The following is a 26,665-nucleotide window of genomic DNA, read 5'->3' as shown; positions in this document are numbered from 1 at the left end:
TTTTAAGGGTGTTGCAATTTTTACTTATTGTGGAAATGAATACATTTGATGCTTATATGCAGCCGACGCCATCGGTGTCGGCTGGTTTAAAATGGTTGCCTAACGGCAAATCCCGTTGTGGGCGATGGCTCCGACCTGTCCGACAAGATAGTTATGATTTTGGTTATTCACTGACAGGGTAAAGACCTCGGCGGCCGTAGCGGGTAGGATAAGTTCTATTGAAGTGATGCTTACGCGAGCTCCTGTTGCTGTGACAATGTTGCAGCCAGGCTTGAGCTTGCCGAGTGGAAGGTGATACATGGCGTAAGAGAGCGCAGCGTTTTCTGGATTAATTGTTACCCAGAACTCACCATCCCAGAGAGGATGGTCATCTGTAATCAGAAGTTCTTCTTCTCCTCCATTGAGAACGATGCGGTACACCTGACGCCTTTTTTTCAAAGTTCCAAGTACCTGACCTGATTCCAACTTGCCCGTTGTCAAATTCAAAACACATACCTCGTCGCCGACAGCAATTGTCTCAATGTCGGCCCTGAGGCCATTAGCTAACCAAACGGGGGTCCCCGCGGCAAAGCAGCAGTGAGTGGAGCCTGAGCTATATGACGAAATATAAACAGGGAAACTATTGGCAGGGCAGGAGCCGTTGCTGAAAGCGCCCCCGGATTGCGCATCGTAATTGGCATTAGAGATACATAAATAGTTGGTCGTTGTTGTTCCGCCGCCAGAAAATGTGGTTTGCTGGTAGGTTCCAACAACAAGCCCAGCGCAGCCTGCAATAGCCTGCAGCGTAGGTATCGAGAAGCCCAAGCCCGCGGCAACCATCAGAGCAACTTTCTTGACTTGCATGGTGAGTCCTTTCGATTGTTCGAAAACGTTCTTACTCGGTACTGCCAGCTACAAAGACGGTAAGGTCTAGACGGCCCAATTTTTTGGTCGCGAGGTTGGTATCTGCCTGCACCCGTAGGTTTGCCGCTGTACGCGCACATTTGGGTAGAGAGTCGAACTTGTCCAGAAGCTCAAATAAATCAGAAGCTTGGAATTGCTTAACTAAGTTAGGAAGTTCCTTGGGTTCAAACTTCTTATGCTCGAGCACCATGTGCAAAAGCGCGGCCTTGGCCGGAGTTTGTCCGTTGAATCCGAACAAACGAATTTGAATAACGCCTGCAGTTTTGATTGCTTCCTCGGCTAGGCTAGCCGAATCTGGATCTTCAAGGGAAAGCCAGAGAGTGCCCGTCGGCGTCTTTGGACTGCGAGTGCCAAGTGTTATAGGAGATGCAGGTTCGGCCTTGGCTTTTGCAATAGCTTCAAAAGCAGCAACTAGGCCTATTGAGTTATATGTACCTGTAAGCGAAGTAATTATTTGATCTTGGAAGATGTCGTCGCCCGCGCGGCATTGTGCGGCCGGCGACGGACCTTCCGGATTGGCCATGGCCCAGAGTGGAATCATGAGCAGAAATGCAGCACAGTTTGATCTCATAACAGTGCCTTCTCTTAGCGGTAGGTGATCGGAGCCAGGTTGACGATCATTCCAAGCGGATACGTACTGACGTCGACAAGATCCATCTTCCCATCCTCTGGGTTTATGATCTGCCCAGGTAGCAAACCGAATTGGGCCCTGGTAATCGCAACACTTTTGGTTTGGTCGATTGTCGGTGATACGCTGTGGCCGCTATAACGGTTGACGAGGACGTAGCTCCCATCAGCGTTGACCAGATAACGGTCGATGATGGTGATCAATGAAAATCCGTAACGCTGCCTATTGATGTAGGTCTGGCCGGTATCCTGGCAGCAGCACGCCGGCAGTTGAATAGTGCGTTCGTAGATGTCGATGGCCATTTTCGCCGCCTGTGTTCCATCGGGCTGCTGGGTATAGTCGGGTTGAACTTTGCGCACGTAATCAACAACAGTCCGTATTGAGTCCGTTGTTTTGATCAGCTTCTTGACATCTGGAAACGCAGTCGGGCAGTTGGGTGAGCTTTGACTATCGATCAGGCATTTCAGACCAGCATCCGGGTCGGTTATGGCTGACACGCCGCTAGCCGGCTCATCATAAGCGCCGTTGGTTTGGATGACCGTCTGCGGCGTCACGACCAGGAAGTTGAGATTACGGGTGTCGTACTTGAGCGTGCCGGCATCGGGATACTGCCAGTTTTGTGGTAATCCAGCGGCTACGGTCTTGTTGGTGTAGACGGTGTAGACCGTTGTCGGCGCTGAGTCGACAACGTTGACGCCCGACCAAGTCATTTTGCCGGACTTGAGGATGCTCACGCTAAAGACAATGTATTTCGTCTTGCCTTTGCTCTTGACTGTTTGCTGGTAGTCAAGCCAGGCGCTATCGGCGCCAACACTGTTCAGGTGTGCAACTACCTGATTAGAGAGTGCAGAAATTCGATTTGCAAACCAACTCTGTGCAAGACTTTGTATCTCTACTGTCGATAGCGAAGCAGAACTCAGCGAAATTGGTTGAACGGAGAAAACACTGGCGGCATTGGTAACATTCTGCCCCAACAACGAATCAGTAATGGTGTTGCCCGTTGTTCCGACCACACCGATCCGGCCCTTGACCTGTGCAATACCGTCCAGTCCTACTGACTCGTTGAAAACAACAGTGCGGTTTTGCTGCGTGGCGACAGTAGTAGCCGCCGACGCCGCCACGCTGGTAACGCCAGTGAGTATGGCCAACGCCACGGACGCCAAATTAAATCGAACGGATTTCATGTCAGACATCTCGATTAAGAGCGACTAGGTGGCAGTGCTGCGGTATACGACGTAGAGCCGAGTGGAGCAGGAATGACTGGTTGAACACCATTTGGTGGAGGCGGTGGCGGTGCCGCTAGGAAAGTATCATTTCCCGTTGCTGCTAAGCTGGTCTGAGGCCCTTGGAGAAGTGGAGAGTTGGCTTTAGAGCCGGACGCTGCCTGAAGCGTACTGGTGATCGGTGTCTGGCCGACTTCATTGCATACAGAGACCGGCACCCCCCCTAGCTCAACGCTGCAGCGAGTAATGGCTCCTACTTGGCGACCACCAACCATCTCCCCTGCTTTTGCCGTCATGACTTGGCCATTCTGTTCGAACATAACTGCTGCAGAACCGTTCTGTTGCACTACGCCGACCACCCGCGGGCCGAAAGTTGCAGGCGTAACGGAAGGGGCAAGTGTAGCGATTTTCGGCGCTGTGATAGGGGGCTTGCCATTTGCCACCGTTTTGGGTTTTTTCGACATTTTGGACCCGGTCGAAGGTGCATTTGTGGCGTGGCGGCTGCTCGAGTTGGATCTCATGGGCGGAGCCGAGGGAGGATATGCGAACGCATCAGCCTGTCCGCTACCACCGCCCATACCAGACCCGCCTTGACCACCGCAATACCGCGAATGAGGGTTTTTCAGACACTCGATTTTGGCCAGCTGCTCGGTCTGTTTGAGTTTCTCGTCTATTACAGCGGATCGCAGCTTTTCTGCTTGAGCGGCGGTATTGAGAAGATCGAGGCTTAGCTCTTTGCCGGTGAATGGATTGACCGAAGCCGCCGAACTGGCGACTTGATCAACCGGTTTTGAAACAACCGGTGCTGCTACAGAAGGTGCAACCGTTGGAGCTAGGGGGGCCGGCGCGGCGATTGCTGGCATGGCCAGAAGGATGGATAGGAAGCACAGGGTATAACGCATGAGGGTTCTCCTTAGTAGCTGCCGACGGCATTGATGCTGTAGTTGGCACCACCGGGCAAGTTGGTGCTGATGCTGGCACTGAACGGCGGTAGCGCGTAGGCCGGCGTTGAGTTATCCGGGTTCTTTGTGGCTGCAGATGAATTATCGACTTGGATTGCTTGGCTATATGAGTCCACCATGTCGGAAGAGGCCAAACCAAGATTGCTAACACCAGGCAGTGCCGCGAGGTTGATCACACGTCCACCTGTTGTCCCGATGACGCCTCCTCCATCCCATCGACTGGAAGTTCCACCGCCACTATTCACGTTTGCGAAGTAATTGACGCTCAAATCTCGGTTTGGATCGGATAGATAGCGTGTTTGGGCATAGCTGCGATAAGCATCAGCAATGCGATTGAGTTTGGAACTGGTTTCATCGAAGGCCTTTCGCGCAATACCATAGCCATCGACGAGAAGGCCAACATTCCCCCCAGCCAAGACCAGTTTCCCTGTGTTGGGATCGAAGGATGTGCCGGGATTCAAAGTCTCTGACCGACCTCTTGATACGACCGCCAATACCCTGTAATACAACGTGGCGCCACCAACTGACTGCGATAGCTGCTTTGACACAAAGATTGTGAATGGACGGCGATATCCATCCAGAGCTAGGTCTGCTGTAGCGCGGGAAGAATAGGAAGCTAATGGCGCCAGGACGCTGCCGGTTGCCGTTGTTCCGTTGGATATGCTGCCCGCTGGCAATACCAAGATTGGGTCGGCCTGACTCTCAGCGATTACCAAATTTCCCCGGTATGCCGCCGCCAAGGCTTCGCGTAGAGCTTCAATAGCCTTATCGTTGGCAGTAGACTGCTTGGCCATCGAATATTGGTAAAAAGATGCCGATAATACCGGGATCATGATCGCCAGGATCGCGGTAGCCATCATGAGTTCAAGAAGAGTGAAACCACGTTGGCGGCTGAATGCGTGGTTGGATCTCATTAGGCGAGCCTTTTTTCCAAGCCATCCCGGTCATAGGACCCTGCAAGAGCATCTTCCCGCTTCACCTCGTTACTAACAATCAACTCGTAGAGGGAATCATTGAGTACGTGCATCAATGGACGTCGTTTGTTGATTTCCTCACCAAGTTGCTGCAACTCACCCTTGCGAATCATGCTCTGAATAGCCCGCTCTCCCTCCGGCAACACTACGACCTCGTGAGCGAGCTTGCGCAGCTTCCCATCAGCGGACGGAACGAGTTGTTGCGTTATCACGGCTCGCAAAACAGAGGCGAAAGTCTTTCTGAGCGATTCTGCGTGTGTTCCTGTGAGCAAATCGCAAACTCGATCGACCGTATTTTCGAAGTTGTTGGTATGAAGGGAGGCGAAAACAAGATGCCCGCTCTCTGCTCCTTGGATCGCAGCAATCAGGGTATCTTGGTCGCGGATCTCTCCTATCATCAACAGAGTCGGGCTTTCGCGCATTGTGTCGCGTATCCCTGTGATGAAGTCGGGTACATCAACACCGATTTCACGCTGATTGACACATGAGCGTTTTCTCTTGAATCGGTACTCAATAGGGTGCTCAAGGGTAACGATCTTGCCGGCGATGGACTCGTTGTAATAATCAATGAGTGCCATCTGCGAGGTTGATTTACCAGAGTTGGTCTGGCCAGTGAATAGCACCAGACCATTCTTTCGCCGCACCAGCTCTCCTACCTCGATAGGCAGCCCCAGCTCGCTGTAATGAGGAATCGAATCGCGAATCCAACGTAGAGTCAAGGACAGCTCGGTTTTAGCGAACGTAGAGCGTAGTGCAGCACGGAAGTTGTAGTTTCCAATTTTGAGCGCGAAATCATCAGAGCCGTTGAACTCCTTTAGTTTTGTGCATAAATCTCCTCCGTAACGTGCATTTAGCAATTCGGAAAGGCTGTCGTAAGTGATGACAACTTCAGGTTCAATTGGCTCGAAACCCAGAGCACCATTGATACCTGCCGGACTATTTGTATCAAGGAAAATATCCGCTAATGCTGGGTGTTTCTCGACTTGGTCAAGAATGAGCGTTGCGAGCTTCGACATGAATGTCTCTTCGTTGTGTAGCAATGTTGATTAATTGACTGTTTGAATGGCTGTACCGGTTACGGCCGCCCCCCAAGGGGTAGTAGCCTTAACCACCATCGTGTAAGGGATCCCGGTAGTGCGTGCATCAGTGCCATTACTCACCAGAATGGCACCATTCCACGCATCGACCAGTTGCGAACTGTTCAGACCTAATTGTGGGGAGATACTGTTCGCCGGTGTATAGCTATCGAGGCAAGGCATTTCCCCTGGCGCGATGTTGTTGCAATCGAGTGGCCGAAATGGGTTGCGCATCATGTCACCGCCATATGCCGCTTGGCGTTGTTGGGCATAGTTATTAAGAGCGCTTACGACCGTGTTCACGGCGGTGGCCGTGCGTTGCCACGCTTCTTGCTGAAGGCGTTGGCCAGAAACCAATACCGCCCGGGCTTTCGGGTCCGGATTAAAGGCTCCGGTTGAGGTTTTAAATGTGGTCGAATCCGTTGGGCTGTCGTTGATCCACAGCGCAATGGAATGCCAATTCATGCTTCCCGAGCTCAACCGCTGACTAACCGAGACGTGAAGGCCATAACGCGGTGTAATCCCTGCGCCAGCGAGTACATCTGCGACAGTGGGTTCTGCAGAACCGGTAGCATCTATTGTCCCGATATTGCGCTGATACCAAGCCGTGATGGCCTCCGCGGTCTGTTCAAGATATGCCTCTTGATGAAATTGACGATCATTGCGGCGTTTGTTTGCCAAAAACTCAGCTTCACTGGAGACCACGGCGATTGACATGGTCACCAGGAAAATGAAGAACCAACCAGTGGCGCTGCCCTGTTGTTTCTTTAAATTGGGGATTGGCTTCATGGTTAGCGATAATGGAATCAGCTGTGAGCGTCGAACCACTTGGTGATGCTGCCAGGTGCACCGCCGGTTCCCAAATTCGTTGTACAAACGGTGGAACCAGCCGATTTGTTGCACTGGCTATCGGCTTCCCGCAATATTTCTTCCGGCACGTTCGAGGCCCGAATCCCATATTTCACACCAATAGTGGTGTCTCGGACGAGGGTCGCGGTAATGCCGGTGGCTACCGTATCAAGCATTGCAGCACCGGCAGCATTGAACGTTACCCCTCTTGCGTATGGACCACGCCAGTTGGAAGCCATATCGATGCCGCAGAGGGAATTAGACGCGTCGCCTTGGGTGTTGAGTGCGCGCAGCACGGTCGGGTAGCAACCGCCCTCCTGGTTCAGCAAGCTTGCTCCGTGCCCCAGGCTATCCATAGACGACAGCATCGCAGTTGCCTTCGATTTAGTGCTGTTCATGAAGGGGGCTACGATCGCTCCAATAACTGCGATGATGGCAACGCCGACCATGAGTTCAAGCAGGGTGAAGCCATCTTGCCGTTTGATACTTTTGTTGTTCGATGGATGAGCATCAGTTTTGAATTGCACGTGAATCCCCTAGAAGTTACAGGTTGGTCAATGTGGCAATCATGTTCGGGAGAACTGAGATTGCGTAGAAAAGCAAAACAAGGGCGCCGCCAAAGAGAAGCGAACTAAGATTGATGGCAGCAGAAAGGGTGGCCGTCTCCGCATTAACAATGTTAATTTGCTCTTGGACCATTATGTTTAGCTGCTCCGGCAAGGAGCCATTTCTGCTCGCCTTTAGCGCAATGCAAACGTAGCGAGGGAACTTGGCTTTTTCTGCCGCTTCCGCTTCGCTATGTGTGTGTGCGAACTGAGCAAAGCGACGTGCTCGCCGGCGGTTGATGTCCATGGTGGCCATACGTTGAAGGGCCTGGAGCTGGATCTCTTTTGGCATCCCTGCTTGATACAGCAAGCGAAAGCTCGACCACATCATGGCAAGGTCCGAGCGTTCAGCAATATTTCGGGGCAGTTTGAAGGAGAGAACCAGCCGTTTTGCTAGAGAGGAACGTAGAAAAGCCACGATAGCTATGCCGGCAACCAAATGAACTATCGTGCAGAGAGCTAGGTTTTCTCGGTACCAAAGAGCAAAGTGGTAAAGCCCACTAATCGCTGCCGGTATATGATCACCGAAGTTCTGCAGATACGATTCGGCTGTTGGAGGGAGAATGAATGCAAAAAGTGCATAGACGAGTACATAAAACACTACGCCGAGCATAGCAGGGGTGATCAACATATTTCTGATATTGCTACTACGGTCTTTCGTCCGGCGGTGATCATCCGCCAGAGTACGGAGGCCTTCGACCAAATCGCCGCCCTTCTCGAGCGCAATCAGAACCTCAACATCTCGCCCAGAGAAAACACCAGTTTGACGTGCAGCCTCCCCTATAGACAGGCCCGACTCTTGAATGACCAATGCCATGCTTTGCAACGCATGCTGTAGTCTTGGGTCCGAAACCAATTCACTGGCCACCAACAGGGACTCTGCCGTATTCCCCCTACTCTGTCGCTGTGCCGCGCAAAACTCATACACGCGGACTAACTCTTCTACGGGGATAGCCTTATTGAACGCCGAGGCGAGAGAGGCCTTCCAATCCAATTTAGTTGACTTGACGGTATAGCCTGCGCGACGCAACTTGGACGCGCAGCTGAGGGCGTTCTTGCCATAGGCGATGCCGCGGACTTCGCTGCCCCCTGGGGTACGACCCTCATATTGAAACGCGAACTCCATTAGTCTTCCCTCGGCACGTTTTCACGAATCTCTTCGATCGAAGTCACCCCGTCCGCGACCATTTCTAGACCATGACGCCACATACGGTGCTCAGTGGCGAACGCCTTATCATCGATCTCGGAAATCGGCGCATTTCGTTCTATCATTCGGCGGATATCCGATGTTACGCGTAGCAGTTCATAGACCATCCTACGACCGCGATAACCAGTGTGGTTACACAGATGGCAGCCGTCAGGATTGGCCCGGTACTGGATGCCGTTCGTGGTTTGGATATTGCTTTTGACCAGGGCTTCTTTAGTTTCCGGACGTGTGTCCGGCTGACGACAATTAGTGCAGAGTCGACGGACAAGACGCTGGCCTAGGATCGCGGATAGCTCGGATGCGACCATTTCGGCAGGTAGGTTGAATCGGCGGAACTGACTTATTGCTGTTGGTGACCGGTTAGTGTGGAATGTGACGAAACATAGGTGACCTGTGTTGCTGGCACGGAGCATCAAGTCACAGGCTTCGGCATCACGGGCTTCGCCCTGTAGGATTACGTCAGGGTCGTTTCGAAGCATACCTTTCAACAGAATCTTGCTGCCGGTAGCTTCATCGATGGAGTTGGGAACTTGATACTGCTTCCAGCGGGGGTCTCTGAACTCAACTGGTCGTTCGATGGTTTGCAGAGAGCGGGCATCTGCATCAATGCGGCGCAGGGCGGCATAAAGTGTAGTAGTCTTGCCTGACCCAGTAGGGCCAGTAATGATGATCAAACCGGCACTTGTAGACAGGATATCTTCCAAGAATTTTTTATCATTTGGTTTGAAATTCAGTTTTTCCCAGTCCGTGGCGCTCGACTGGCTGTCGTTCACCCGAATCACCACAGTACTGCCACTGATAGCCTCGCCAAATTCCAGGCGGAAGTTCCATCGCAAGAACATGTCCTCGACTTCTTTTTCGACTTCCCAACCCTCTCCGGTTTTAAAGCTGCCTTCGACCATCAATTCCTTCTGCAGATCTTGATTGGTGACCCCCACCATATTTCGCAGCAGGTTATTGAGCATCCCATAGGTTTTCAGGCTCATCGGAGCAAACCGTTGCCGTACGCCATCGAATCGGTACAGGATGTATCCAACCTTGGATGTCTGCTCAAGGTGGATATCCGATGCCCCGCAGTAACAGGCATGGCGAAGAATGTCGAAGATCAGCCCTCGGTTGGAAGCGAGCGCGACATTGGCTTCATCGTCGCTTGCCAGATCGGTCTTGGCGTTGGTTTCATCGCATTCGCGAATGCGTTGGAGCAACGCTTGCTCAGTATTGCTGAACCAACGAAAAAACACGCCCTGGACGGTTGTTGCTGATGCGAATTTGAAATGAATATGAACCTGCAAATTTCGAGTTCGGAAGAGGTCATAAAAATAGTTCTCCGCATCGTTACGCTGATCGATACGACTAATCGCGACCGAGAGTTTGTGCGTTGCAGGGTTGTATCCGACTGGGACAAACGGTTTCGGATTTGGGAAAGGGAGTCCAAGAGCCACGTAGTCGCTCAGATCAAGTTCGCTCGCCATGTCACTCGTTAATGGCTCTTGATTGAAGTAGGCTGCTTGAACCCGTACAACTACATCGTCAGTCGCATACCCGAGGTCACTGACGATATCGACGAGCTCTTCGTTGCGTTCAAGGCGCATTTGAAGCTGGCGAATTTGCAAGGGCATTAGACCCGCTCGGCGGAAAAGGTTAGCCAGGTCGCGGTTCTGCGCCTCTTGCTCAGCAAGAGCCTGTTTCAGTTGATCCTGAGTCAAGCTGCCTTCCGAAACAAGGTGATCACCGAGTTGCAGGCCCGATTCCAGCTGGAGCTGAAGAGCGCTGTGAAGCTGCGACGTTGTAATCCACCCCTTTTCTAAGAGAACTTCTCCCAGTTGAACGCGCAAGGAATCCTCCGTTTTGGCCTCCATGCTGTTAGTTGCAATCGGCTCGCGAATAACTGGCAGCGTAATCACGGTGGCGCTAGTCGGGAGTTCATCAACTAAATTGAGAACGGAATCCTGATGAACAACATCACTTTGGCTGTGGCTTTTTACATTCATTTCAACTGAGAACATATTCAAATTCCTAGGACCAATAGATTCATCTCAACGCTAGTTGTATTCACTTTGAGCTTGCGGATTGCAACGGGCCGCTTGCTGATTGAACTAAGAAAGCGCTTCAACCCTATGTAGTCGTGGTAATTTGCCTTGATAAACAGATCAACCGAGCGTACCGAGTTGTCGGTTTGGCCGAGCGGCGATGAAATGCCATCGAGTGGTATCGCATCACGTGAGGCTTGCGCTTTTGTGGTGTTGAGGCTGCTGAATTCGAGCATGTTGACGGCACGATTCTGCTCAAGCATGAGCAGCGTTTCGGCCAGCTCACGATCAAGACTCAGCAGCGGCTTTTCATGGGCGCCAGCAACTGCATGGCGAAGCCCTTTCTGGACGGTTTCCGCTTGTTTCAGTTGCTGTTCTGATTGAGCTCGCCGACCCGCGGCCTCTGCGGCTCGTTCGGTCCCGGAGCGCAGCACGTAGATGCTAGTTATTAATAAGGCCGCCAAGACGACTAGGAAGTGCTTGCGTGTAATCGACATCGATGGCATTGAGATCTCCATATACTTTAATTCCGCTCCGGATCAAACCCGCCGGAGGTTGTGCTGTAAGGGCTGCTTGCACTGCGGCAGAAGAGGCGGCTCGTGACAAGAATGGAAGTGAGCTTGTATTGCTGCCCGCCCCCCCTTTGGCAGCAACGGTGACGGTGTAAATGGCACTTCCATTTGTGGCACTGAAACGGATCGTAGTTTCGGGATGCCACAGTTGCTCGGATGCCGCGAACAATTGAGTAAGGGGGAGGGAAAGATGCTCGCTGACGCGCAAGGGGGCCTGACGAATAGTGGTAGCATTGCTGCGCAAGATGGCTTGAGTGCGTGCCTCAGCCTCCTGACTTGCTCTCTCGTCAACAACAGCGGAACCTAATCTCCATGCGGCCGTACCCCCGAGAGACAAGAGCCCGAGCACGAGTATTCCGATTACGGCCTTTTCAACTTGGCTACGCCGCATACCGGCGATTCGATCCTCGCGATCATAGGTCGGCAACGTTGCGGCGACCTCCCGGATCTTGTCCAAGTCGAAGAGTTCGATATTTTCCGGCTGATTGATCCGAAGCGTTTCTGCAAAATACCGCACAACGCCAGGGAGACGCTCTTTATCGGGGTCGATCTGGATTTGGGTTCTAACCGAGCCATCAGGGAATAGAGCGATCAGAACAGCTACACAACGTGCCCCTAGTTGGCCAAGCATGAAGCCAGTCATCTCGGGCTCTGTGGGCGGAGGCAGCCCTTTTTGAGAACGGAGAAGGTCTAACAGTGCGACACCAGGTGTAATCGGGGCCGGTTCGTCCAAAACCGTGTCAATGCTACGCGCATATATTGCGTGATAGGGCTCACCGCTCAAGTTGAGAATGCGTGACTGTTCGTCGACAAGTGGTGAAGCCATAACCAGGGCAAGGGCCTCCTTCGGAGTTTGCTTCTTAGGCGCGACAAAACGTAGATCCGCTTTCTCGAAAGCGATGATCCAATCGGTCTCGGGCGGGAGGGCGTCAACAGGGTGTAATTCATTGCCTTCAACTACAAAGTATCTGCGCCCCAACGCATTGATGTCTGCAATCAAACCGATCCGCTCTGGTGAGGTAGTTTTTTTGCCCAGCATTACAGGGACTCCCCAATTAGGGCATCGATTCGGGGGGCCGGGATCACATTGGCGTGAACCAGAATAACGGTGCCACGCTGCTCGTCTTTATTGGCACGGCCTTTCACCAATTCGCCGAGGCCTGGAATATCCATCAACCCTGGAACGCCCTGTTGCATCTTTGAGACCGTGCCCGTGTTTGAACCTGCAATAACGGTCGTCTTCCCACTTTCCACTGTTGTATTCAGATAGCCATCAGTGACAGGGCGCAGAGGGCCAACGAGCTGAGTTCCCCCCGGCAGGTTGAATTTCGAAAAGCCATCAATGCGCGCGATGAGCGGAACCAAAGTAACGTCGACGTATTGGTTCGAAATCACATGAGGTATGGTGGCAAACGACAAGCCTTGCATCGCGAACGCCAATGAGCCACTGGCCTGTACGGTCGCGCTTCCGGAGCCGCTGGTAGTATTTGTGGTTACGCTCGGCAGATACGGTACTTGTTCCGCATTGGTCAGGATGGCCGGCGCATGATTGTTTGGGCGCCCGTGGTAGCGGACCAGCACGTTGACATCAGTGATTTTGCGTAGTGCTTTAATAACACCGCTAACGGAATTGCGCGTGATCGCGGTGTCAAACGAAGGGGAATCGACAATGGAAGAGGCTGAGTTAAGGATCTTGACGGAGCCATTCGTTGTGCCACTCAACACCTTGGTCCAGTCAAACCCCATTTGGAATTGATCTGTCAGACCGATGTCGAGCACAGTTGCCTCGATGTCGACAACAGTCAATGCATCACGAAGCCAGGTTTCGATGAAGTCTCGTGCACGGCGCAGATCGTTCGCCGACCCCGCAACTGAGATCATGCCTGTCTCTGTGTTGGCTTTAACCCGACCCGCAGCCTGATATGAAAGAACAGACTTCAAGTGCTCAACAACCGTGTCGACTTTGTATTCGTGCTTGGCTTGAACGGAGACGGTGGCATTGTCGCTACCGTCACTACTGCCGCCCGAGCCTCCTCCCTGCCCTCCTCCGCCGTTGCTACTTCCTCCTCCTGCACCGCCGCCGGCGCTAGTTCCTAAAGAGTTCGACACGCTGGCATCGACATTTTTGGATTTGAGTACCCCAACCGGGATGCGGAAGGTGTACACACCTTCATTAGCAAGCGACACGATGTGACGGGTACGGTCAATGATCGGAACGACGCCGCCGGCGAATGCAACTTCTCGGATTGCCGACTCCGCGTCCAATTGTCGGAAGCTGACAGATACTGGTACTCGAGTGTCGACATTGCCGACTACCGTGACTTCGTACCCCGCTTGCTGAGCCAACGAACGGACAGTGGCCAACAACGGAGCCCGTTCAACACTCAGTGTTACGCCACCGCCCGCCGGACGAGAGTAATCACTGGCTTGGGCACGCAGATATGGACTATTGGTTTCCTGCAGAACTGGTTCGGACTTTGCGCGACTGGCTTCGGCTATGCCTGTATTGACCCGCCGTTTGACAAGCTCAGCGGGTGCCACGCAGCCGGTAAGCATCAGAGACACCACTATGGCAGAAACTGGAAGGGTCCTATTCACGGCATTTTTCCTCATCAGAGCTGGCTGGGTATACCTCCAAGACCGGCTTCACATTGCCTAGATGCACGCATACAGAGAGTCCGTAATTACGCACGATGTCGAACACCGCTTTCTGCGGCTTCTCGGAATACACGGCAAGCCCCCGTTCCAAACGGAATTGCGAAGGAGCATTCCATTCGAGATCCATCGGCTGCGCTTGATTGGCCAGGTAGGCGCTGATTGCATCAGGTAGCCATTGCCCATCCGCCACGCGAAGTGTCAGCACCTCACGGCTTTTGGCTTCAAGGCTAGTTTTCCTGCCGACAGCGTTGCGGGTATCGTTCAAAGTTGACGACATCGATCCTGGTTGGCCGGGTTGAAGGCCAGAATTGGGGGACACAGGCCGATCGCCAAGATAAATACCTTTGGTTCGCTCAACATGAGAAAGCGCAGATGGACTCCGCGTATTACCGGAATAGGCGGTAGCCTCACTGATATTCTTTTGAATTCCCGTTGCACCACGCTGTGGTAAGGCACACCCCTGTAGAGCAAGAGTGAGCGCGAGCAGGGAAACTACTGCATTCTTCATTTGAGGGCGTCCTTGGTCGTTATACGGAGAACGCGGTTACCCTCATACAAGCGAGCAACAACAGGGGTTTCCGCCGAGGTTAAGCTAGATAGAACTGTATTTACGGCCAACTGAAGATCGCCTTGAATGCTGGCTTCTGCATTCAATTCGAAGTCGACTGGCAAATCCCAGGCCAAGCGAATGTTGGCAGCCGCGGTCCATTTACCAAAGAGAGCCTTCAAAGAGCGATCTGAGTTACTGATAATCCATGTCGGTGTCGTATTGATCGCCAGCTTTGGCTTAGGCTGAGGCAAGGTGGTATCGCTACTGGCCGGTGTTGACATAGGCGCTGCCGCAAGAAGGCTAGCGTCGGCACGTGCTTTGGCTTCTGCAGAAACCCTTTCATTACGCAGTTTCTCTCGTTCAGTAACCAATTGCGCTCGACCACTCACACGCTTTTGTTCAAGACGGGCTTTGGCATTGTCAAATTCGTTGGCCGAGAGAAGGCCTTGATCGAAAAGGTCCCTGACTCGTTTTACTGCCAGCGCGTGTTCGGAGTCGACCTTCGCAAGCTCCACCTCGATTGCCGTCTCACGGCTGACTTGAACACCTGTGGGAGGCATTACGGAGACAGGGTCCGTTTTCTGGACCCCGGATGGTGCTGAAAGCGGCGGATTGATAGGATCTGCTAACGATTCTCTGCGGGCTTGCACGATAGGGGGCTTCGGCTCGCTATATGAAGGCTTCCCACCAATAGAGACTGCAACTTCTAATATCGGCCCTTTACTCGATCGCTCCCCTCCATTCAGCCAAGAGATATTGGTGATGCCATATTTAAGGAACTCACTTTTGAGAACTCGGCCCCGCTCACGTGCCTGTTCAATAGTGGAGCCTTTGTCGAATTGGACAACAATCTTGAGTGGGTTGCCTTTGGATGTCTCTGCTATTTGCTTGACGACGCGACGGCCCTTAGGTCCAAGAGTAGTTTTCCCGGCAACAAATGGAATCGGAGCCAGTCGCCGCTCCATGGATGACTCCAGCGCCAATGCTTGACTCTTTGGTGCCGAGGATTCGTCCAGGGAGTACGGTTTCAGCTCGGCGATAGGACCAGCCACACCCCCATCCGAAATGTACTGTGGTGTTGCTGGTACTTGGGCAGCTTGTTGAGATGCATAGCTGAGCGCTGCTGGCAACTGCGGTTGGACAGAGATCCGTGCTTTACCCACGTATTCGATACGCTCTGACTTTCCCTCAGACACAACCTCAATGGCGGGGAAAACACCGGAGACAGTCACATATGGGGTCGCAGCATTTATGGATGCTGGAAGGCGGGTTCCATCCTGCTGGAAGATGTAAACACTCTGAATAGATTTCCCGCGAGCAGGCTGTAGGTACGTCATGTTGCCGTCATCGAAAGCCTGCAGAACAGTCTGACCGGTGACTTTGTAGTCAAACGTGAATTTGGTTGATGCCGCCAGAGCTGGCTGGGCCGCAACAACGACAGCCATCGCTTGGCTCAGCAACCGGGAGAGAAGAGTCATTTTCATGCGCGGATCCCAAGATTCCATGGATTGGTTCTTGGTACATTTAACCGCGAATAGGGAAAGAAAATGCTTCGCGAATCAGGGTGTTTTTGGGCTATTTACGGAAGGTCCTGACTCACGAAGCACTTTCAAGCAAGGCTCAGCCCTGCGAGGGGGGCATTTCATCACATTTGATAAGGTGTCATGATCATGTCTTGGTTGACCTTTACCTTAATTTTTTCACCTGGAGCGACAAGTAGGGTTGGCTTAAGGTTCTTATACCGATCGAGGATGCGGCCAGTAACATCTTTCAGGACATCACCTACTGCAGTCGAAAGGTTCGTGTTGCCTGAGCCATTAACATTGACAGTTACGTTCTTAGATGCTTCACGTTCTGCGCCGTATGTGACAACTGCCATGAGAAGACCGGCGCCAAACTGTTTGAAGAAATGGTTATCTACATCAGCGCCGACGCCGCTATAGCCCTGACCATCCACCCCTCGCATATCTTTGAGGTTCACGTAGGAACCATTGGGAAGAATGAGTCGTGAGAACAGAATCAGAACCCTTTCCTGGCCCATCACAACATCGGAGTCAACCTTGGCAATAACAGTAGATCCTTGAGGGATCAGTAAAATGTCTCCACGAATAGAGTCGTAAACATTTTCACTGACTACACCCTGCAGGTCACTTTTAAGATCAGTATTTATGCCATCCTGCAAAACGACAGGAATTATCCTGCCTTGTAGCAGAAGAATTTTATTATCTGGCTGAACTTGTGTCAGTCGAGCGTCTCGCTCTTGTGGAACAGAGCCAGTCATAGCCGGGGATAGCTGAGTTGCATTAAACGGTTGGCTCACCTGCTGTTGCTGACTGAGTTGTTTGTTCAACATCTGCTGTGTTTTCAATAGCTGCTGCATCTTTTCATCGAGTAAGTCACTTTGAATATTAGCAGGGTACACACCTCCTTTGAGGGTGGTTAGCCCAAAGGAATTGATTGAAGCGTCTTGAGGCTGCGACTTGCTATTCGACTTGGCAACATCCTTATCTCCCTCGAGCACGATCAAATCGCTTGAGCGGACCTTGACACTGTCTGCCCCCTGGGTGATGTGTGTTTGGGTAACAGGGGTAGGCTTGTATGGTGTGCCAGGTAGCGGAGGTGGAGGGGGAAGACTCTGGTCCTTGCCATCCACAGATTTCATACCTCCCGGTTGCGAGTAGGTAGGGGGTACACCCTGTACGGGTTGACCAACCGAGTAGGCGACTTGTTGGGAGGGGCCGCCGGCAGGACGCTGGCCACGTGCTGCATCTGCATCCTTTTTAACTTCTCCGGCTGCTGCTGAGGCTTCTCTATCTGCTTTTTCCTTGGCTAAACGCTTCCTTTCGGTATCTTCTTTCTGTTTTGCGATGTCAGCACGAGCAGACTCCGCCGCGGCCCTTCGTTTGCGTTCAATTTCGTCTAAAGTAGTTCCCGATTTTTTCTTGGCTTCCGATTGCTCGGCTTGTTTTGCTTGGGTTTGGGAGGTTCGGAATGCAGCTGCCAGAGCTAAGCCCAAAGTCACAACCAAGATCAGGATGATAAGGATGCTGCGAGGCGGTTTTTCAAATGAGATGGACTCCTTAACTTGGATGCCTGCTTGGGACTCCCCTATTTCAGGCACGGAGCTCTCAGGAACCGTTCTCGTTTGACGTTGCAAAAGGCCCAGAATTTTTTTTCTCATCTTCTTAGCCCTTTCTCACGATACGCACTTCTTCTTTGCCGATTTTCAAGAGAAAAGCAGGAGCTAAGCGCTGTACTATCAAAAACTCTCCTTTAACAAGCCAATTTACCCTTTCAATGTCACTATCAGCATTGATCATGAAAACAGCAGGAAACTCCTGAGAACCTACAATGCGAAACCAGGTGAATTTACCATCATCGAATACTTGCTTCGGCGCGAAGTCAGCTGAGCCCTTGACTGCATAGTTGAAGTTAAGCTTTTCTCCATACATTCCCCCTTGAGAAGGAGCTGAAGAATACTGACCAAACGAGCCAATAGATCCCGAGCTGTTAGATTGAAAATCTATATCGGGGGGCATGGCTCTACTCGGTGCCTTAAAATTTGGGTCACCGAGTAAGACTAAATCGGGGTACTGCCAGCTTACGCGCTGGTACCATTTTGCCCGGTCTGAAACGCTGCGGAGAGTTAGCTGGTAAGTCCGCTTGGAAGTAACAAGCGTGGCCGAGGTAAAAAGATCGGCTCGAATCGGTTTGACAAAGATATGGCCATCAGTTTTATGGAACGTCCACTGTGTGGAGTCCCCTGCAGCTAAAGCCACTAATTGCTCATCAGGGCCAAGTTGTATGTCTGTGATCGCATTAGGGCGAGAAATGATGGTAAAGCTATTGTTCGGATCGAAAGGAAAGACCACCAGACGAGTATCCGCTGGCATTGATATCGGCGCCTGTCCAACCACAGGAGCAGCAGCCAAGCATTGAGTAGCCCATAGGGCAGAACCTGCCAAGAGGAGGCCCAAAACACGTGTAATCATTTCGCGGTTTCCTCCTGGAGGCCGAAGTGTGTGCAGTAAAGCCCCAGCGGGTTCTTCAGCATTTCTTTTTCGTCGACTGGTGGAATCACTTTGTAATGAATAGTGATAAGCCAGGACTTGTTGGTCGGAATTGTTGAGGTTTTCGAACGCTCGACAGTATTGATTCGAACCAGAGCTGTAGAGTCCTTCAGCGGAGTAACCGTGTTCAACTCAGGTACTCTGGTAAGAGTTTCATCTTCAGCAAGCCTGCCAAAGAGGTTGGTTGTTCGCCTGAAATCGCTCAACTCCTGTGCACAATTGTCAATGCTCCGATCGGCCAAATAGTACATGTTGTCCTCTGACTTGGACTTGTCGATTTCCATCAACTTCTGACCATATTGCCCAAGGAAGAACATCTTTTCTGGATCACCTGGGCGGTATCGCTGGGCTGAAACTCTGTTTGCCTCCACCTCCCCAGTCGTTTTATTCACGATCAAGACATATGGGATAGTCTCTTTCAATGGCAGCATCAGATTAATAGCTACCCCTTCACTGAGGGCAATTCCGCTCATGAGCACCAATAGGGTGAAGTATTTGTTTTTCTCGACGTAGTGGTGGCCATATCGCTCGAACCAGGCCCGTTGCTGGGAGAGATCCTTAAGGAAAGCTGGAGGAGGCGATGCGGATGGCACCTGGGCCGCCCCACCTTTAGTGGTCTTCTTACGTTTCCAGAACTGGAGCATTTCTGTCGCCATTGATGAATTGACACATACCTAAGATGAAACCACGTTCAGGCAGTCAGCGTTCTTCGCGAATCGGGGGAAAAAATGGCTATTTCAAAGGACTTGCTAAAAGGGATCTCTTCGGTAAGCTCTACTCATCAAAAGGGAGTGCACAAACATGAGACCATTACCCCAGCGAGTTGCTGGCATAAGAGTTGAGTACCTGGTTGGCTTACTCACGATGGTATTGATGGCTATCCCACTTTCGGCGCCGCATCTGGTTGACTATCCAGTTGACGAATATTGCAAGGGGATTGTTGGCTGCCAAAAAGTGACGGTAACTAAGCGAAGAGATGTGACTGAAGATGGCCTGCACTTCCGGCAAGCTTGGCAAGTTGATGTTGACGTCAAGGAAGCCCAAAGAGCAGGACACTCCCCCCAAGGTGTTGGGGTGGAATTGCAGAGCTTGGCAGATAAACGGTTTGACAAGCTTCAGAAGCTTGTCTTGATGGTCGAACCGCCGGTGGTCAACCTGGTGGTTTCTACTCCTAAGAAAAAGGGCGCATGATGAAGGCACCTGACTTCGTGGTTCAGTATTCCCGCTTTGACCTATGGCTTCGCGGAAAACGTCTTGCTGCGGCCGTTTTGCTCAGTATCTATTTGAGCATAGCTCTCTGGGCTTGGGGGGGGCTCTCTCCATTTGGGAACTACTACTCTTGTCTACTCATCTTGATGCTGTACCCGTTGTCAATCATGTGCATTGAGGCGGCTGGACAATCAGACATTTTGACTGGCGCACTGGCCACCCTATTCCGTACACCTCTGTTGCTTGCACCCTACCTCCTCTGGAAGGCGGGAGGCTGGAATTACTTTACAGTGGCGGCCATGGTGCCGGTGATCTACCTGATGAGCTACTGGCTGTACAACACGATCTACAATACCGCATTCAGACTCAGAGAGCCGGATGTGCATTGGCAGATGGTCAAGCGTGTGCAACAGCAAGACGAGCAGCTGAAAGCACAAGGACAAGTACCAACAACAGTTGGCAGTTCTACTGCCACGCGAGAGATTCAGTCTGTCATGTATCAAGCTGAACAGGCGAGAATTTGCTTCAAAGATGTGGTTGGCATGTCTGAACTGAAAAGCCGTTTGAAAGAGGCTGCTGTTCAGATCGTCGATGACTCAGGCGACGGACGTAACGGTATTTTGTTATCTGGTGACCCAGGCAATGGCAAAACCATGTTCGCAGAAGCGCTGGCTGGTGAACTGCAGCTTCCATTTATTAAAGCCTCTTTCGGGGATGTTGCCAGCAAGTGGGTTAACCAAACGACAGAGCAGGTTGTTCGCTTATTTGCGGAAGCAAAAGCACAAGCTCCTTGCCTTCTTTTTATTGACGAAATTGATAGTCTTGCAAGGGACCGCAGCAAGGCTTCGAGTAGTGACAGTGAGACCGTTGGTACGACTAACACCATCCTGACTGAGTTGGTTAATATTCGTAAGTCGGGTGTGGTTGTGGTTGCTGCAACCAATCATCTTGAAGTGCTTGACTCGGCAGTAATCAGAGAAGGTAGGTTTGACTTCCGGGTGGAGGTGCTCAGCCCTGATCTAGAAGCACGAGTGGCAATCCTTAGCGCTGCAATCACTAAAGGCATGCGTGGGATCAACAATAAGAATGAACGTGTCACCCGCGTTTCCGGATCAACCGGAGTTCATGTGGACATGCAGGTGCTTAATGTTGTTGCGAAACGCTGGGATGGATTCTCCGCGGCACGAATCGATGCAGTGGGTAAAGAGCTTGTCCGTATGCTCAAGGGCAAAGAGCAAAGGGAGCTAACTTTCGAGCTGGCCATGGAAGCGTTGAGACTCACGCAGGGTAGATCAGGCAAGCTCCGCGCAGATGCGTTGACTTTGGCCCAGCTTTCACAGCCGGAAACAGTTCGGGAGGCCCTGCTAGGGATTGCTACCCGTATGCAACAGATTGTAGAGATTGAAGAGTTGGGGGGGACAGTTCCGGCCGGCGTTTTGTTCAAAGGGCCTGCGGGCACTGGTAAAACAACTGCTGCTATCGCGCTAGCTAAGACTGCAGGTTGGGCCTTCCTCTCAGTCACAGGCATGGACCTCCTGAAGAATCCAGAAAGGATTGAAAAAGTATTCAAAGAGGCTGCTGATCTCCGGCCCTGCGTTCTATTCATTGATGAAGCAGATGATGTGTTGGCGGACCGGAGTTATTCAAACCATGCGTCAATTACAAACAAATTTTTGACGGAAATGGATGGCGCCAGAGGAAAGAGCAGTGATGTGCTCACAGTCGCCGCAACCAACTTTCCTGAGAAAATAGATCCAGCAGCTCTCCGTGGTGGCCGGTTTACAGAGAAGGTTGAGTTCTTGCTGGCTGATGAGCTTCAGGCTGGAACTGTTATAAAACGGTGGCGGGAAAATCTTAAGCTGCCAGTCGCCGGTAATGTAACCGATAGCGTGCTGTCGGAAGCACTTGTAGGACTCTCGGTAGCAAACATTGAGGCTGTCTTGCAGCAGGTTGTCAACGTTGTGATCAATCGAAAGGTTACTGGTGGTAGTCCGGTGATCTTGCTGGAGGATGTAGCTGCTGCGATTGATACGGTTTTGTGAAGTATGCCAATTTAGTAGAACCCCCGCTAAGGGGGTCTACTATCCAAAGATTCGTTTCCCAATACTAAAAGAAAGCAAGAGAAGAAGGATAATCAGCTGGATAGTTACTGCTTTGGGGCGATCTTGATTGATTACATGAAACATCCACCAGAATGCAGCACCAAGGTGCCTATCTACAATGATAGGTGGAACGAAACGGCCGCGGAGAGATTCATGAACCTTCCCCCGACGAAGAAGGGCCTCCCTCAGTTCCTTCTTATCTTGGGGGCCGATTCGTAGTTGGAAAGGATTGGCCATCACTTGATTTCCTATGCGGACAGGCTTTAGCTCTTGCCGCTGCCCGGGTTCATCATGTTGTTATGGAAAGCACGCACTTTACTGACCGCCTTTTGACCGGACGAAACTGCTGCTGACTTTGCGGCGGAGCCCACTACCCTGCCCGCCTTTTCCCCTGCGATCGCGGCACTGGCGCCTGCCCCAATCAATTTTCCTCGCACACCGCCACCGCTTGCTGCCCCGATCAACTGACCAGCAGCTACACTTTTCTGTACTCCGGCCATGGCAGATTTGCCCATATTCATGCCAGCATTAAATCCCCTATTTCCTGCAGCATATCCATTAAATGCGCTTCGATATGTGGAGCCTGCTGCGGCTTTGCTGCCACCAGCAGTCGCTTTGGCTGCTCCCCATCCTTTGCCGGCGGCCGCGGAAGCAGGATGGAATGAGCGCATTGAGAGGCCTTCAGCTCCTCCTCCCCCAATGATTGCCTGTGCCAGGTCGGGAATCTTCATCATCAAGTAAGCTGAGATCATCGCCATCAAAATGATGGCGCTACCAACCGAGTAGATAGTCATCAGCTCCCCTGAGGCTACAGCAGTGCTCATCATTGTGGCGGACTTTGTGAAGACCCCCTGGACTATCGTGAACATGGCGGAACCTACGACTTGCCACATCCCTGCGATGATCATGAAGCGTATCCAGCCGCTGAACAAGAAGGCGGCAGGCTCCCAGACTATCCAGGGGATCAGCACTGGGCCAAGGGCTGCACCCAATGTAATCATTATATTGGCCAAGATCATCTGCCCCAGCAACACCACACCTGCAATAATCATGAAAAATGCTGCAACAAGTTTAAAAATGAATGCCACTAAGCCTGTAATAAGAGGAAGAACTTTAATGGTGTCGAATGCTTGAGTAAGAGAGTCCCAAAAGCCACTATCAGCGGCGGAAGTTTTTTCGGGGGGGTCATTGAAAAGAGCCATAATTGTTTCAATGACTTTTACACCAACATTGCTAAGTTGATTCCGGAAAATGAGACCGTTATTTAACTGACCGCTGATAGAGTCAAAGGTTTGCATGAGTGCTCCATGTACACCAAATAGAGTCTCATAGTTATCGAATAGCAAGACCGCAATGGAGAAGAAAATTGATTTATGAATAAAGCTTGCCACAACCTCCATCGCAGATGTGTATTGAAGCATCATCATCAGTCCCTGATAAGCAATCACTGCAGCTAACAGCGTGGCCATCAGGGACGTGCCTGCGGGTATCAAGGCTCCAGTCATGGAGCCTGCTGCTGTATTCATGCCATCGATAAGCTGTGACAGAAGATCGGTAGCAGGTACGGTGGAGGGCGCCGGCATTCGTATTCCTATTGTTTATTAGCGGACGGATTAGTTGCTCAGGCTATTCTTGAACGTGTCAGCATCTCGACGACGCTGGTCAACAAAGCGAGCGTATGCGTCATCGGATGCCTCCTTATTGACATTCTTCTGTGCTTCAACAGCAGCGGTGCTGTTTAAGTTCGCAGCGACTGATTGCTGCATTTTGGCGTTTTGAACGAGCATGGTGTTTATTTGGCTATTAAGCAGCTGCATGGATTGCTGAACGCCTTCGGTAGCGGGTATCCGGTCTTGGTAAGCTTGGACTTGCTTATAGGTATCCCCTACAGAAGAGATGCTCTGATTGACGTCTTGCAAGAGTGACTGGATGTTCTGCCTTGCCTTACCATGATTTCTGGCTATTTGATCAACATACTGAGTTGGTGTTAGCCCTTTCAGACTCATGTCTCGGAAGATATTTTCTGCGGCTTGCTTCGAGTTCTGAAGATCTCCCATAAGGGTCGTCACACTATTTTTGAAACCAGTAAGACCGACCGCATCAATTGCAGCATCGCGGCCTATGTTTTTTAAGTCATCAATGGAGAGGCTTTTTGCCTGTTGAACCAAGATTTCAACTTGTCGAATCTCTTGCATCACAGTTTTGGTTGTATTGATTGTGTTCTGAACCAACTCAAGGTTGTTTAAAAGCTGAGTGACTTCAGTTGAACCTCCCGTTCCGCCAACACTACCCGCAGGCGATTGGAACGACATTGCAAAAATCGCTAAAGCAATCACGTGCTTAAAGTGAAGTTTACGCATCGCAAATCTCCTCAATATAGTTAATTTTCCAGTCAGGGTTTCCAGATTTCTGGTGCTTCCAAAAGCGATTGATGGCGTCTGCGCTTGAGCGCATAACCGCCAGAATTGATTTCGGAAAAACGCAGTCAATCATTCGGCTTCGGTTAGGCTGAACGATGTAATAGTTTCGTTTAGGAATCCCAAGTCGTATGCGCTCAATTTGTTCGTCGTTTAAACCGAATGATGATTTGTATAGATTGTAGTGAGCCAAGGCATTGGGGTTGGGTAAATATATTCTGGTTGGCATGTTGTCGATAATAGTTGCAAATATTGTCGACTTAGCCAGTTCGTCGAGGGACTGCGTTGCAAACACAACCAGTGCATTTTTCTTTCGGAAGGTGGTTAACCAGTCCTGAATCTTTTTAACGAAATGAGGGAAGGTTAGCATGAACCGGAACTCTTCGATTTCAATCAATGTCGGTGTACCGTCAAGCCGCAACAGGATCGAATAAAATGCATATTCAAGAAATGCTACGGCTAACGTCGGAGTGTCAAATAGCCCCCCCATCTCGATCGCAACAAAATCCGACAATTGAAAATCATCATCTACGTTATCGAAATAGCGAGCATATTGACCGCCCTCAACCCAGATTCTGAGTTCCTTTGCTAAGCGCTCATCAAGGAAGTCTACTAAGGTCAGAAGGCGCCATTGAGTCCTAGGAAGATCTGCAGTTCTCTTGATAGCTTCCCAAATTAATTCATCATCGTCTGAGGTAAGCTCAATGTTTCGAAATGAAAGTAGAATCTCGACCCAAGATTTAATCCATGCCCAATTTTTCTCAGAGTCCAAGAATCGAAGTGGATTAAGGCGAAGCTCAAAATTATTACTGCCTAGTAGGTCAATAAACCTTCCACCCTGGAGAGTTGTTGGGATAAGACAAGAGTAATCCTTGTCGAAAATGTAAACGTTACTCTTCGGGTACTTCCTAAATTGGCTGACTAGGAAATTGGTGAAGACTGATTTACCATTTCCGGAGGGACCGATAACAAAGGAGTGTCCGAGGTCACCAACGTGGAAATTGAAAAAATATGGTGTTGCAAGTTCTGTTGGTAGAACTGTTACAGATGGGTGATGAGAGCCCATCTCTTCCGTCAGATGGTTGTTTTGCCTCGGGCCAGTGAGAAATGTACGGAATTGGGCCAGGTCAGCAAGATTGGCGGTGTTCACGAAATGCCAGCGTACGAGAGCCCCCCACTGACCGGGGATGGTCCCTGCCCAAGCCGACTGCAAGTGTGTTCGTTCACGAATGGAGATGTATTGGCAGTTCTTTAGCGCTTGGGCCGTCATTTGGACGCACTCTTCAAGTTCCGTGCGCGTATCTCCATAACACAGTACGGTCAAGTTAAAGTAGCCGTACCTTTTCCTCTCCGCAGTCAACTCGCGAAGCGCGTCGCCGGCGTCATCAGCTAGTTCTAGCTTACCGGTGTTGACCTGATCGGACTCCTGCTTGGTGAATTGTTCTCTTACAAGAGTGGTAAGGGATTTTACTTGCGACCTGTGGTGTTTCTCCGCCTTTGTAATAAATGCCTCTGCTTCTGAGTCATCCACGAAGCGGAAGATTTGGGAAACAGTTATTTCCCCAGGAATTGAGAGGATACTATCGATTGCTCCGGGCATAGTCGCCGCGGGCCAGTCTTTTATCGAAAGGGCAGCAACCCACCGATCACCTACATGGCTAAAATGAAGCGCGTCTTTGAACACGCTTAATTGATTATCTGCGAGGTAAGTGTCAAGGTAGGTACTAACCCTTGAGGATTTTACGTCTTGGCCTTCTGAAGCCGGTGAACAGCAATCGTGGAGAAAACGACGCAAGGCATCGCCCTTAAGCCGATTGATATTGAACTCGGCCAGCCCTGTTTCGAGCATTCCAAGATATCGGTTCATTACCTCTACCGAACTTTGAAGCTGCTCTGCCTCGTACAAAAACGAGCTGTTTTTGTCGAGCATCGATCTAGCTGCCTCTATCAAAGCCTTCGGCATTGTTAAGCCTTGCTTTTGTAATTGGCCGACCCGATCGAAGTACCCGTAAGTGCCAGTGTTGGGGCTTAGCAGGAGGCAGACGTAATGTTTGTTCTCATATTGCTGGCTCTCCTCGAGAGCCTCTTTCCACTCTGCATCAACAAATTGGCTGATAGAGTCTGTAAAATGCGCTCCATCTAAATAGACTTTTGTCTTGCGCCTGTGCGCTATCGACCAGACAGTGGCTTGTGCTCCCATTTCCCTAAAGCCAAGCTCAGCTTGACGCGCGTAAGTGTCGATATCTATCTGAGTTCGACCTTCCGCATCGACGCCCTCTAGTTCGTAGCAGGCGAGCATTGCCCCATCCTTGTCGAGAGTGAGGTTGTCGCCAAATTCGCAAAGCCAGGGGAGCAACTCTGATAGCGAACGTTCTTCTTGATATTTCTTGGTTCTGCTTTTGAGATCTAACATAAAACTCCCCTGCCATACCCAATAGGTCTACGTCCAGGACGTAGATACACGGGACCAACATTGTCTGAGACCCTGACCCAAGGGTCGTAGTAATCGCCCTGCTTGATGCGCTTCCGAAATGTCACATCCTCAAGCGGATCAATGCTGGCCACGTATTTCAAATACCGATGGACCATAAACGTAAGTAAAATCATCGGCAGAAAATGAAGTGCAAGCA

The 26,665-nt window shown here is 51.1% G+C and carries 23 protein-coding genes; 2 read left to right on the top strand and 21 right to left on the bottom strand.

Annotated elements, in window-relative coordinates; genetic code table 11:
• Positions 1–99: 99 nt before the first annotated feature.
• The 18 genes from HA052_RS05025 to HA052_RS04940 all read right to left on the bottom strand — a co-directional run bounded on the left by HA052_RS05025 (position 100) and on the right by HA052_RS04940 (position 18,951).
• Complete coding sequence (locus HA052_RS05025) at positions 100–843, bottom strand: Hint domain-containing protein (protein ID WP_166451064.1); 744 nt, start codon at positions 841–843, stop codon at positions 100–102.
• Between the two features lie 31 nt (positions 844–874).
• The gene (locus HA052_RS05020; protein ID WP_166451063.1) at positions 875–1,444 is read right to left on the bottom strand and encodes a hypothetical protein; all 570 of its coding nucleotides are present in this window, start codon (positions 1,442–1,444) and stop codon (positions 875–877) included.
• Positions 1,445–1,488: 44 nt separating this feature from the next.
• Positions 1,489–2,715 carry a hypothetical protein gene (locus HA052_RS05015; protein WP_166451062.1) on the bottom strand — a complete coding sequence of 409 codons (1,227 nt, stop codon included), beginning with the start codon at positions 2,713–2,715 and terminating at the stop codon, positions 1,489–1,491.
• Between the two features lie 14 nt (positions 2,716–2,729).
• The gene (locus HA052_RS05010; protein WP_166451061.1) at positions 2,730–3,656 is read right to left on the bottom strand and encodes a hypothetical protein; all 927 of its coding nucleotides are present in this window, start codon (positions 3,654–3,656) and stop codon (positions 2,730–2,732) included.
• An 11-nt stretch (positions 3,657–3,667) separates the two neighbouring features.
• The gene (locus HA052_RS05005; protein WP_166451060.1) at positions 3,668–4,630 is read right to left on the bottom strand and encodes a type II secretion system protein; all 963 of its coding nucleotides are present in this window, start codon (positions 4,628–4,630) and stop codon (positions 3,668–3,670) included.
• Positions 4,630–5,706, bottom strand: coding sequence for a type IV pilus twitching motility protein PilT (locus HA052_RS05000; protein ID WP_166451059.1), 1,077 nt, complete (start codon positions 5,704–5,706; stop codon positions 4,630–4,632). The genes HA052_RS05005 and HA052_RS05000 overlap by 1 nt, the downstream gene beginning before the upstream one ends.
• 30 nt (positions 5,707–5,736) lie before the next feature.
• Complete coding sequence (locus HA052_RS04995) at positions 5,737–6,555, bottom strand: hypothetical protein (RefSeq protein WP_166451058.1); 819 nt, start codon at positions 6,553–6,555, stop codon at positions 5,737–5,739.
• 17 nt (positions 6,556–6,572) lie between these two features.
• The gene (locus HA052_RS04990) at positions 6,573–7,142 is read right to left on the bottom strand and encodes a prepilin-type N-terminal cleavage/methylation domain-containing protein (protein ID WP_166451057.1); all 570 of its coding nucleotides are present in this window, start codon (positions 7,140–7,142) and stop codon (positions 6,573–6,575) included.
• 16 nt (positions 7,143–7,158) lie between these two features.
• Positions 7,159–8,346, bottom strand: coding sequence for a type II secretion system F family protein (locus HA052_RS04985; RefSeq protein ID WP_166451056.1), 1,188 nt, complete (start codon positions 8,344–8,346; stop codon positions 7,159–7,161).
• Positions 8,346–10,433 (bottom strand): GspE/PulE family protein, encoded by a 2,088-nt coding sequence (locus tag HA052_RS04980; RefSeq protein WP_166451055.1) that lies wholly within the window; start codon positions 10,431–10,433, stop codon positions 8,346–8,348. The genes HA052_RS04985 and HA052_RS04980 overlap by 1 nt, the downstream gene beginning before the upstream one ends.
• Before the next feature lie 2 nt (positions 10,434–10,435).
• Complete coding sequence (locus tag HA052_RS04975) at positions 10,436–10,963, bottom strand: hypothetical protein (RefSeq protein ID WP_166451054.1); 528 nt, start codon at positions 10,961–10,963, stop codon at positions 10,436–10,438.
• Complete coding sequence (locus HA052_RS04970) at positions 10,899–12,068, bottom strand: hypothetical protein (protein ID WP_166451053.1); 1,170 nt, start codon at positions 12,066–12,068, stop codon at positions 10,899–10,901. Before HA052_RS04970 ends, HA052_RS04975 begins: the two co-directional genes overlap by 65 nt.
• Positions 12,068–13,627 (bottom strand): secretin GspD/PilQ domain-containing protein, encoded by a 1,560-nt coding sequence (locus HA052_RS28125; protein ID WP_166451052.1) that lies wholly within the window; start codon positions 13,625–13,627, stop codon positions 12,068–12,070. Before HA052_RS28125 ends, HA052_RS04970 begins: the two co-directional genes overlap by 1 nt.
• Positions 13,620–14,195, bottom strand: a complete 576-nt coding sequence (locus HA052_RS04960; protein WP_166451051.1) for a hypothetical protein — start codon at positions 14,193–14,195, stop codon at positions 13,620–13,622. The genes HA052_RS28125 and HA052_RS04960 overlap by 8 nt, the downstream gene beginning before the upstream one ends.
• Positions 14,192–15,742 carry a TcpQ domain-containing protein gene (locus tag HA052_RS04955; protein ID WP_166451050.1) on the bottom strand — a complete coding sequence of 517 codons (1,551 nt, stop codon included), beginning with the start codon at positions 15,740–15,742 and terminating at the stop codon, positions 14,192–14,194. Before HA052_RS04955 ends, HA052_RS04960 begins: the two co-directional genes overlap by 4 nt.
• A gap of 140 nt (positions 15,743–15,882) precedes the next feature.
• Positions 15,883–17,418 carry a TraB/TrbI/VirB10 family type IV secretion system protein gene (locus HA052_RS04950; RefSeq protein WP_166451049.1) on the bottom strand — a complete coding sequence of 512 codons (1,536 nt, stop codon included), beginning with the start codon at positions 17,416–17,418 and terminating at the stop codon, positions 15,883–15,885.
• A gap of 4 nt (positions 17,419–17,422) precedes the next feature.
• Positions 17,423–18,229, bottom strand: coding sequence for a TrbG/VirB9 family P-type conjugative transfer protein (locus tag HA052_RS04945; protein WP_166451048.1), 807 nt, complete (start codon positions 18,227–18,229; stop codon positions 17,423–17,425).
• A complete protein-coding gene (locus HA052_RS04940) occupies positions 18,226–18,951 on the bottom strand; it encodes a VirB8 family type IV secretion system protein (protein WP_166451047.1) in 726 nt (241 codons plus the stop codon). Before HA052_RS04940 ends, HA052_RS04945 begins: the two co-directional genes overlap by 4 nt.
• 229 nt (positions 18,952–19,180) lie before the next feature.
• Between HA052_RS04940 and HA052_RS04935 the strand changes: the two genes are divergently transcribed.
• Both HA052_RS04935 and HA052_RS04930 read left to right on the top strand, forming a co-directional pair.
• On the top strand, positions 19,181–19,498 hold the full coding sequence (locus HA052_RS04935) for a hypothetical protein (RefSeq protein ID WP_166451046.1): 318 nt from the start codon (positions 19,181–19,183) through the stop codon (positions 19,496–19,498).
• Entirely contained in the window at positions 19,495–21,558 is a 2,064-nt protein-coding gene (locus tag HA052_RS04930; RefSeq protein WP_166451045.1) for an AAA family ATPase, read from the top strand. The genes HA052_RS04935 and HA052_RS04930 overlap by 4 nt, the downstream gene beginning before the upstream one ends.
• Positions 21,559–21,881: 323 nt before the next feature.
• Here the strand turns inward: HA052_RS04930 and HA052_RS04925 are convergent, their stop codons facing one another.
• Genes HA052_RS04925 through HA052_RS04915 form a run of 3 tightly spaced genes read right to left on the bottom strand, consistent with a single transcriptional unit; the run spans position 21,882 to position 26,448 of the window.
• A complete protein-coding gene (locus HA052_RS04925; protein ID WP_166451044.1) occupies positions 21,882–23,201 on the bottom strand; it encodes a type IV secretion system protein in 1,320 nt (439 codons plus the stop codon).
• Between the two features lie 30 nt (positions 23,202–23,231).
• Complete coding sequence (locus HA052_RS04920) at positions 23,232–23,978, bottom strand: hypothetical protein (RefSeq protein WP_166451043.1); 747 nt, start codon at positions 23,976–23,978, stop codon at positions 23,232–23,234.
• Complete coding sequence (locus tag HA052_RS04915) at positions 23,971–26,448, bottom strand: VirB4 family type IV secretion system protein (RefSeq protein WP_166451042.1); 2,478 nt, start codon at positions 26,446–26,448, stop codon at positions 23,971–23,973. Before HA052_RS04915 ends, HA052_RS04920 begins: the two co-directional genes overlap by 8 nt.
• Positions 26,449–26,665 lie beyond the last annotated feature (217 nt).

Origin of the sequence: Chromobacterium fluminis (assembly GCF_011602385.1) — a bacterium.
Lineage (GTDB): Bacteria > Pseudomonadota > Gammaproteobacteria > Burkholderiales > Chromobacteriaceae > Chromobacterium > Chromobacterium fluminis.
This window is presented reverse-complemented; position numbering and strand designations above follow the sequence as displayed.

Bases quoted from the DNA above. Each gene is read 5' to 3' on its own strand.
- HA052_RS05025 (WP_166451064.1), bottom strand. From the start codon at position 843: ATGCAAGTCAAGAAAGTTGCTCTGATGGTTGCCGCGGGCTTGGGCTTC.
- HA052_RS05020 (WP_166451063.1), bottom strand. From the start codon at position 1,444: ATGATTCCACTCTGGGCCATGGCCAATCCGGAAGGTCCGTCGCCGGCC.
- HA052_RS05015 (WP_166451062.1), bottom strand. From the start codon at position 2,715: ATGAAATCCGTTCGATTTAATTTGGCGTCCGTGGCGTTGGCCATACTC.
- HA052_RS05010 (WP_166451061.1), bottom strand. From the start codon at position 3,656: ATGCGTTATACCCTGTGCTTCCTATCCATCCTTCTGGCCATGCCAGCA.
- HA052_RS05005 (WP_166451060.1), bottom strand. From the start codon at position 4,630: ATGAGATCCAACCACGCATTCAGCCGCCAACGTGGTTTCACTCTTCTT.
- HA052_RS05000 (WP_166451059.1), bottom strand. From the start codon at position 5,706: ATGTCGAAGCTCGCAACGCTCATTCTTGACCAAGTCGAGAAACACCCA.
- HA052_RS04995 (WP_166451058.1), bottom strand. From the start codon at position 6,555: ATGAAGCCAATCCCCAATTTAAAGAAACAACAGGGCAGCGCCACTGGT.
- HA052_RS04985 (WP_166451056.1), bottom strand. From the start codon at position 8,346: ATGGAGTTCGCGTTTCAATATGAGGGTCGTACCCCAGGGGGCAGCGAA.
- HA052_RS04980 (WP_166451055.1), bottom strand. From the start codon at position 10,433: ATGTTCTCAGTTGAAATGAATGTAAAAAGCCACAGCCAAAGTGATGTT.
- HA052_RS04975 (WP_166451054.1), bottom strand. From the start codon at position 10,963: ATGCCATCGATGTCGATTACACGCAAGCACTTCCTAGTCGTCTTGGCG.
- HA052_RS04970 (WP_166451053.1), bottom strand. From the start codon at position 12,068: ATGCTGGGCAAAAAAACTACCTCACCAGAGCGGATCGGTTTGATTGCA.
- HA052_RS04960 (WP_166451051.1), bottom strand. From the start codon at position 14,195: ATGAAGAATGCAGTAGTTTCCCTGCTCGCGCTCACTCTTGCTCTACAG.
- HA052_RS04955 (WP_166451050.1), bottom strand. From the start codon at position 15,742: ATGGAATCTTGGGATCCGCGCATGAAAATGACTCTTCTCTCCCGGTTG.
- HA052_RS04950 (WP_166451049.1), bottom strand. From the start codon at position 17,418: ATGAGAAAAAAAATTCTGGGCCTTTTGCAACGTCAAACGAGAACGGTT.
- HA052_RS04945 (WP_166451048.1), bottom strand. From the start codon at position 18,229: ATGATTACACGTGTTTTGGGCCTCCTCTTGGCAGGTTCTGCCCTATGG.
- HA052_RS04940 (WP_166451047.1), bottom strand. From the start codon at position 18,951: ATGCTCCAGTTCTGGAAACGTAAGAAGACCACTAAAGGTGGGGCGGCC.
- HA052_RS04935 (WP_166451046.1), top strand. From the start codon at position 19,181: ATGGCTATCCCACTTTCGGCGCCGCATCTGGTTGACTATCCAGTTGAC.
- HA052_RS04930 (WP_166451045.1), top strand. From the start codon at position 19,495: ATGATGAAGGCACCTGACTTCGTGGTTCAGTATTCCCGCTTTGACCTA.
- HA052_RS04925 (WP_166451044.1), bottom strand. From the start codon at position 23,201: ATGCCGGCGCCCTCCACCGTACCTGCTACCGATCTTCTGTCACAGCTT.
- HA052_RS04920 (WP_166451043.1), bottom strand. From the start codon at position 23,978: ATGCGTAAACTTCACTTTAAGCACGTGATTGCTTTAGCGATTTTTGCA.
- HA052_RS04915 (WP_166451042.1), bottom strand. From the start codon at position 26,448: ATGTTAGATCTCAAAAGCAGAACCAAGAAATATCAAGAAGAACGTTCG.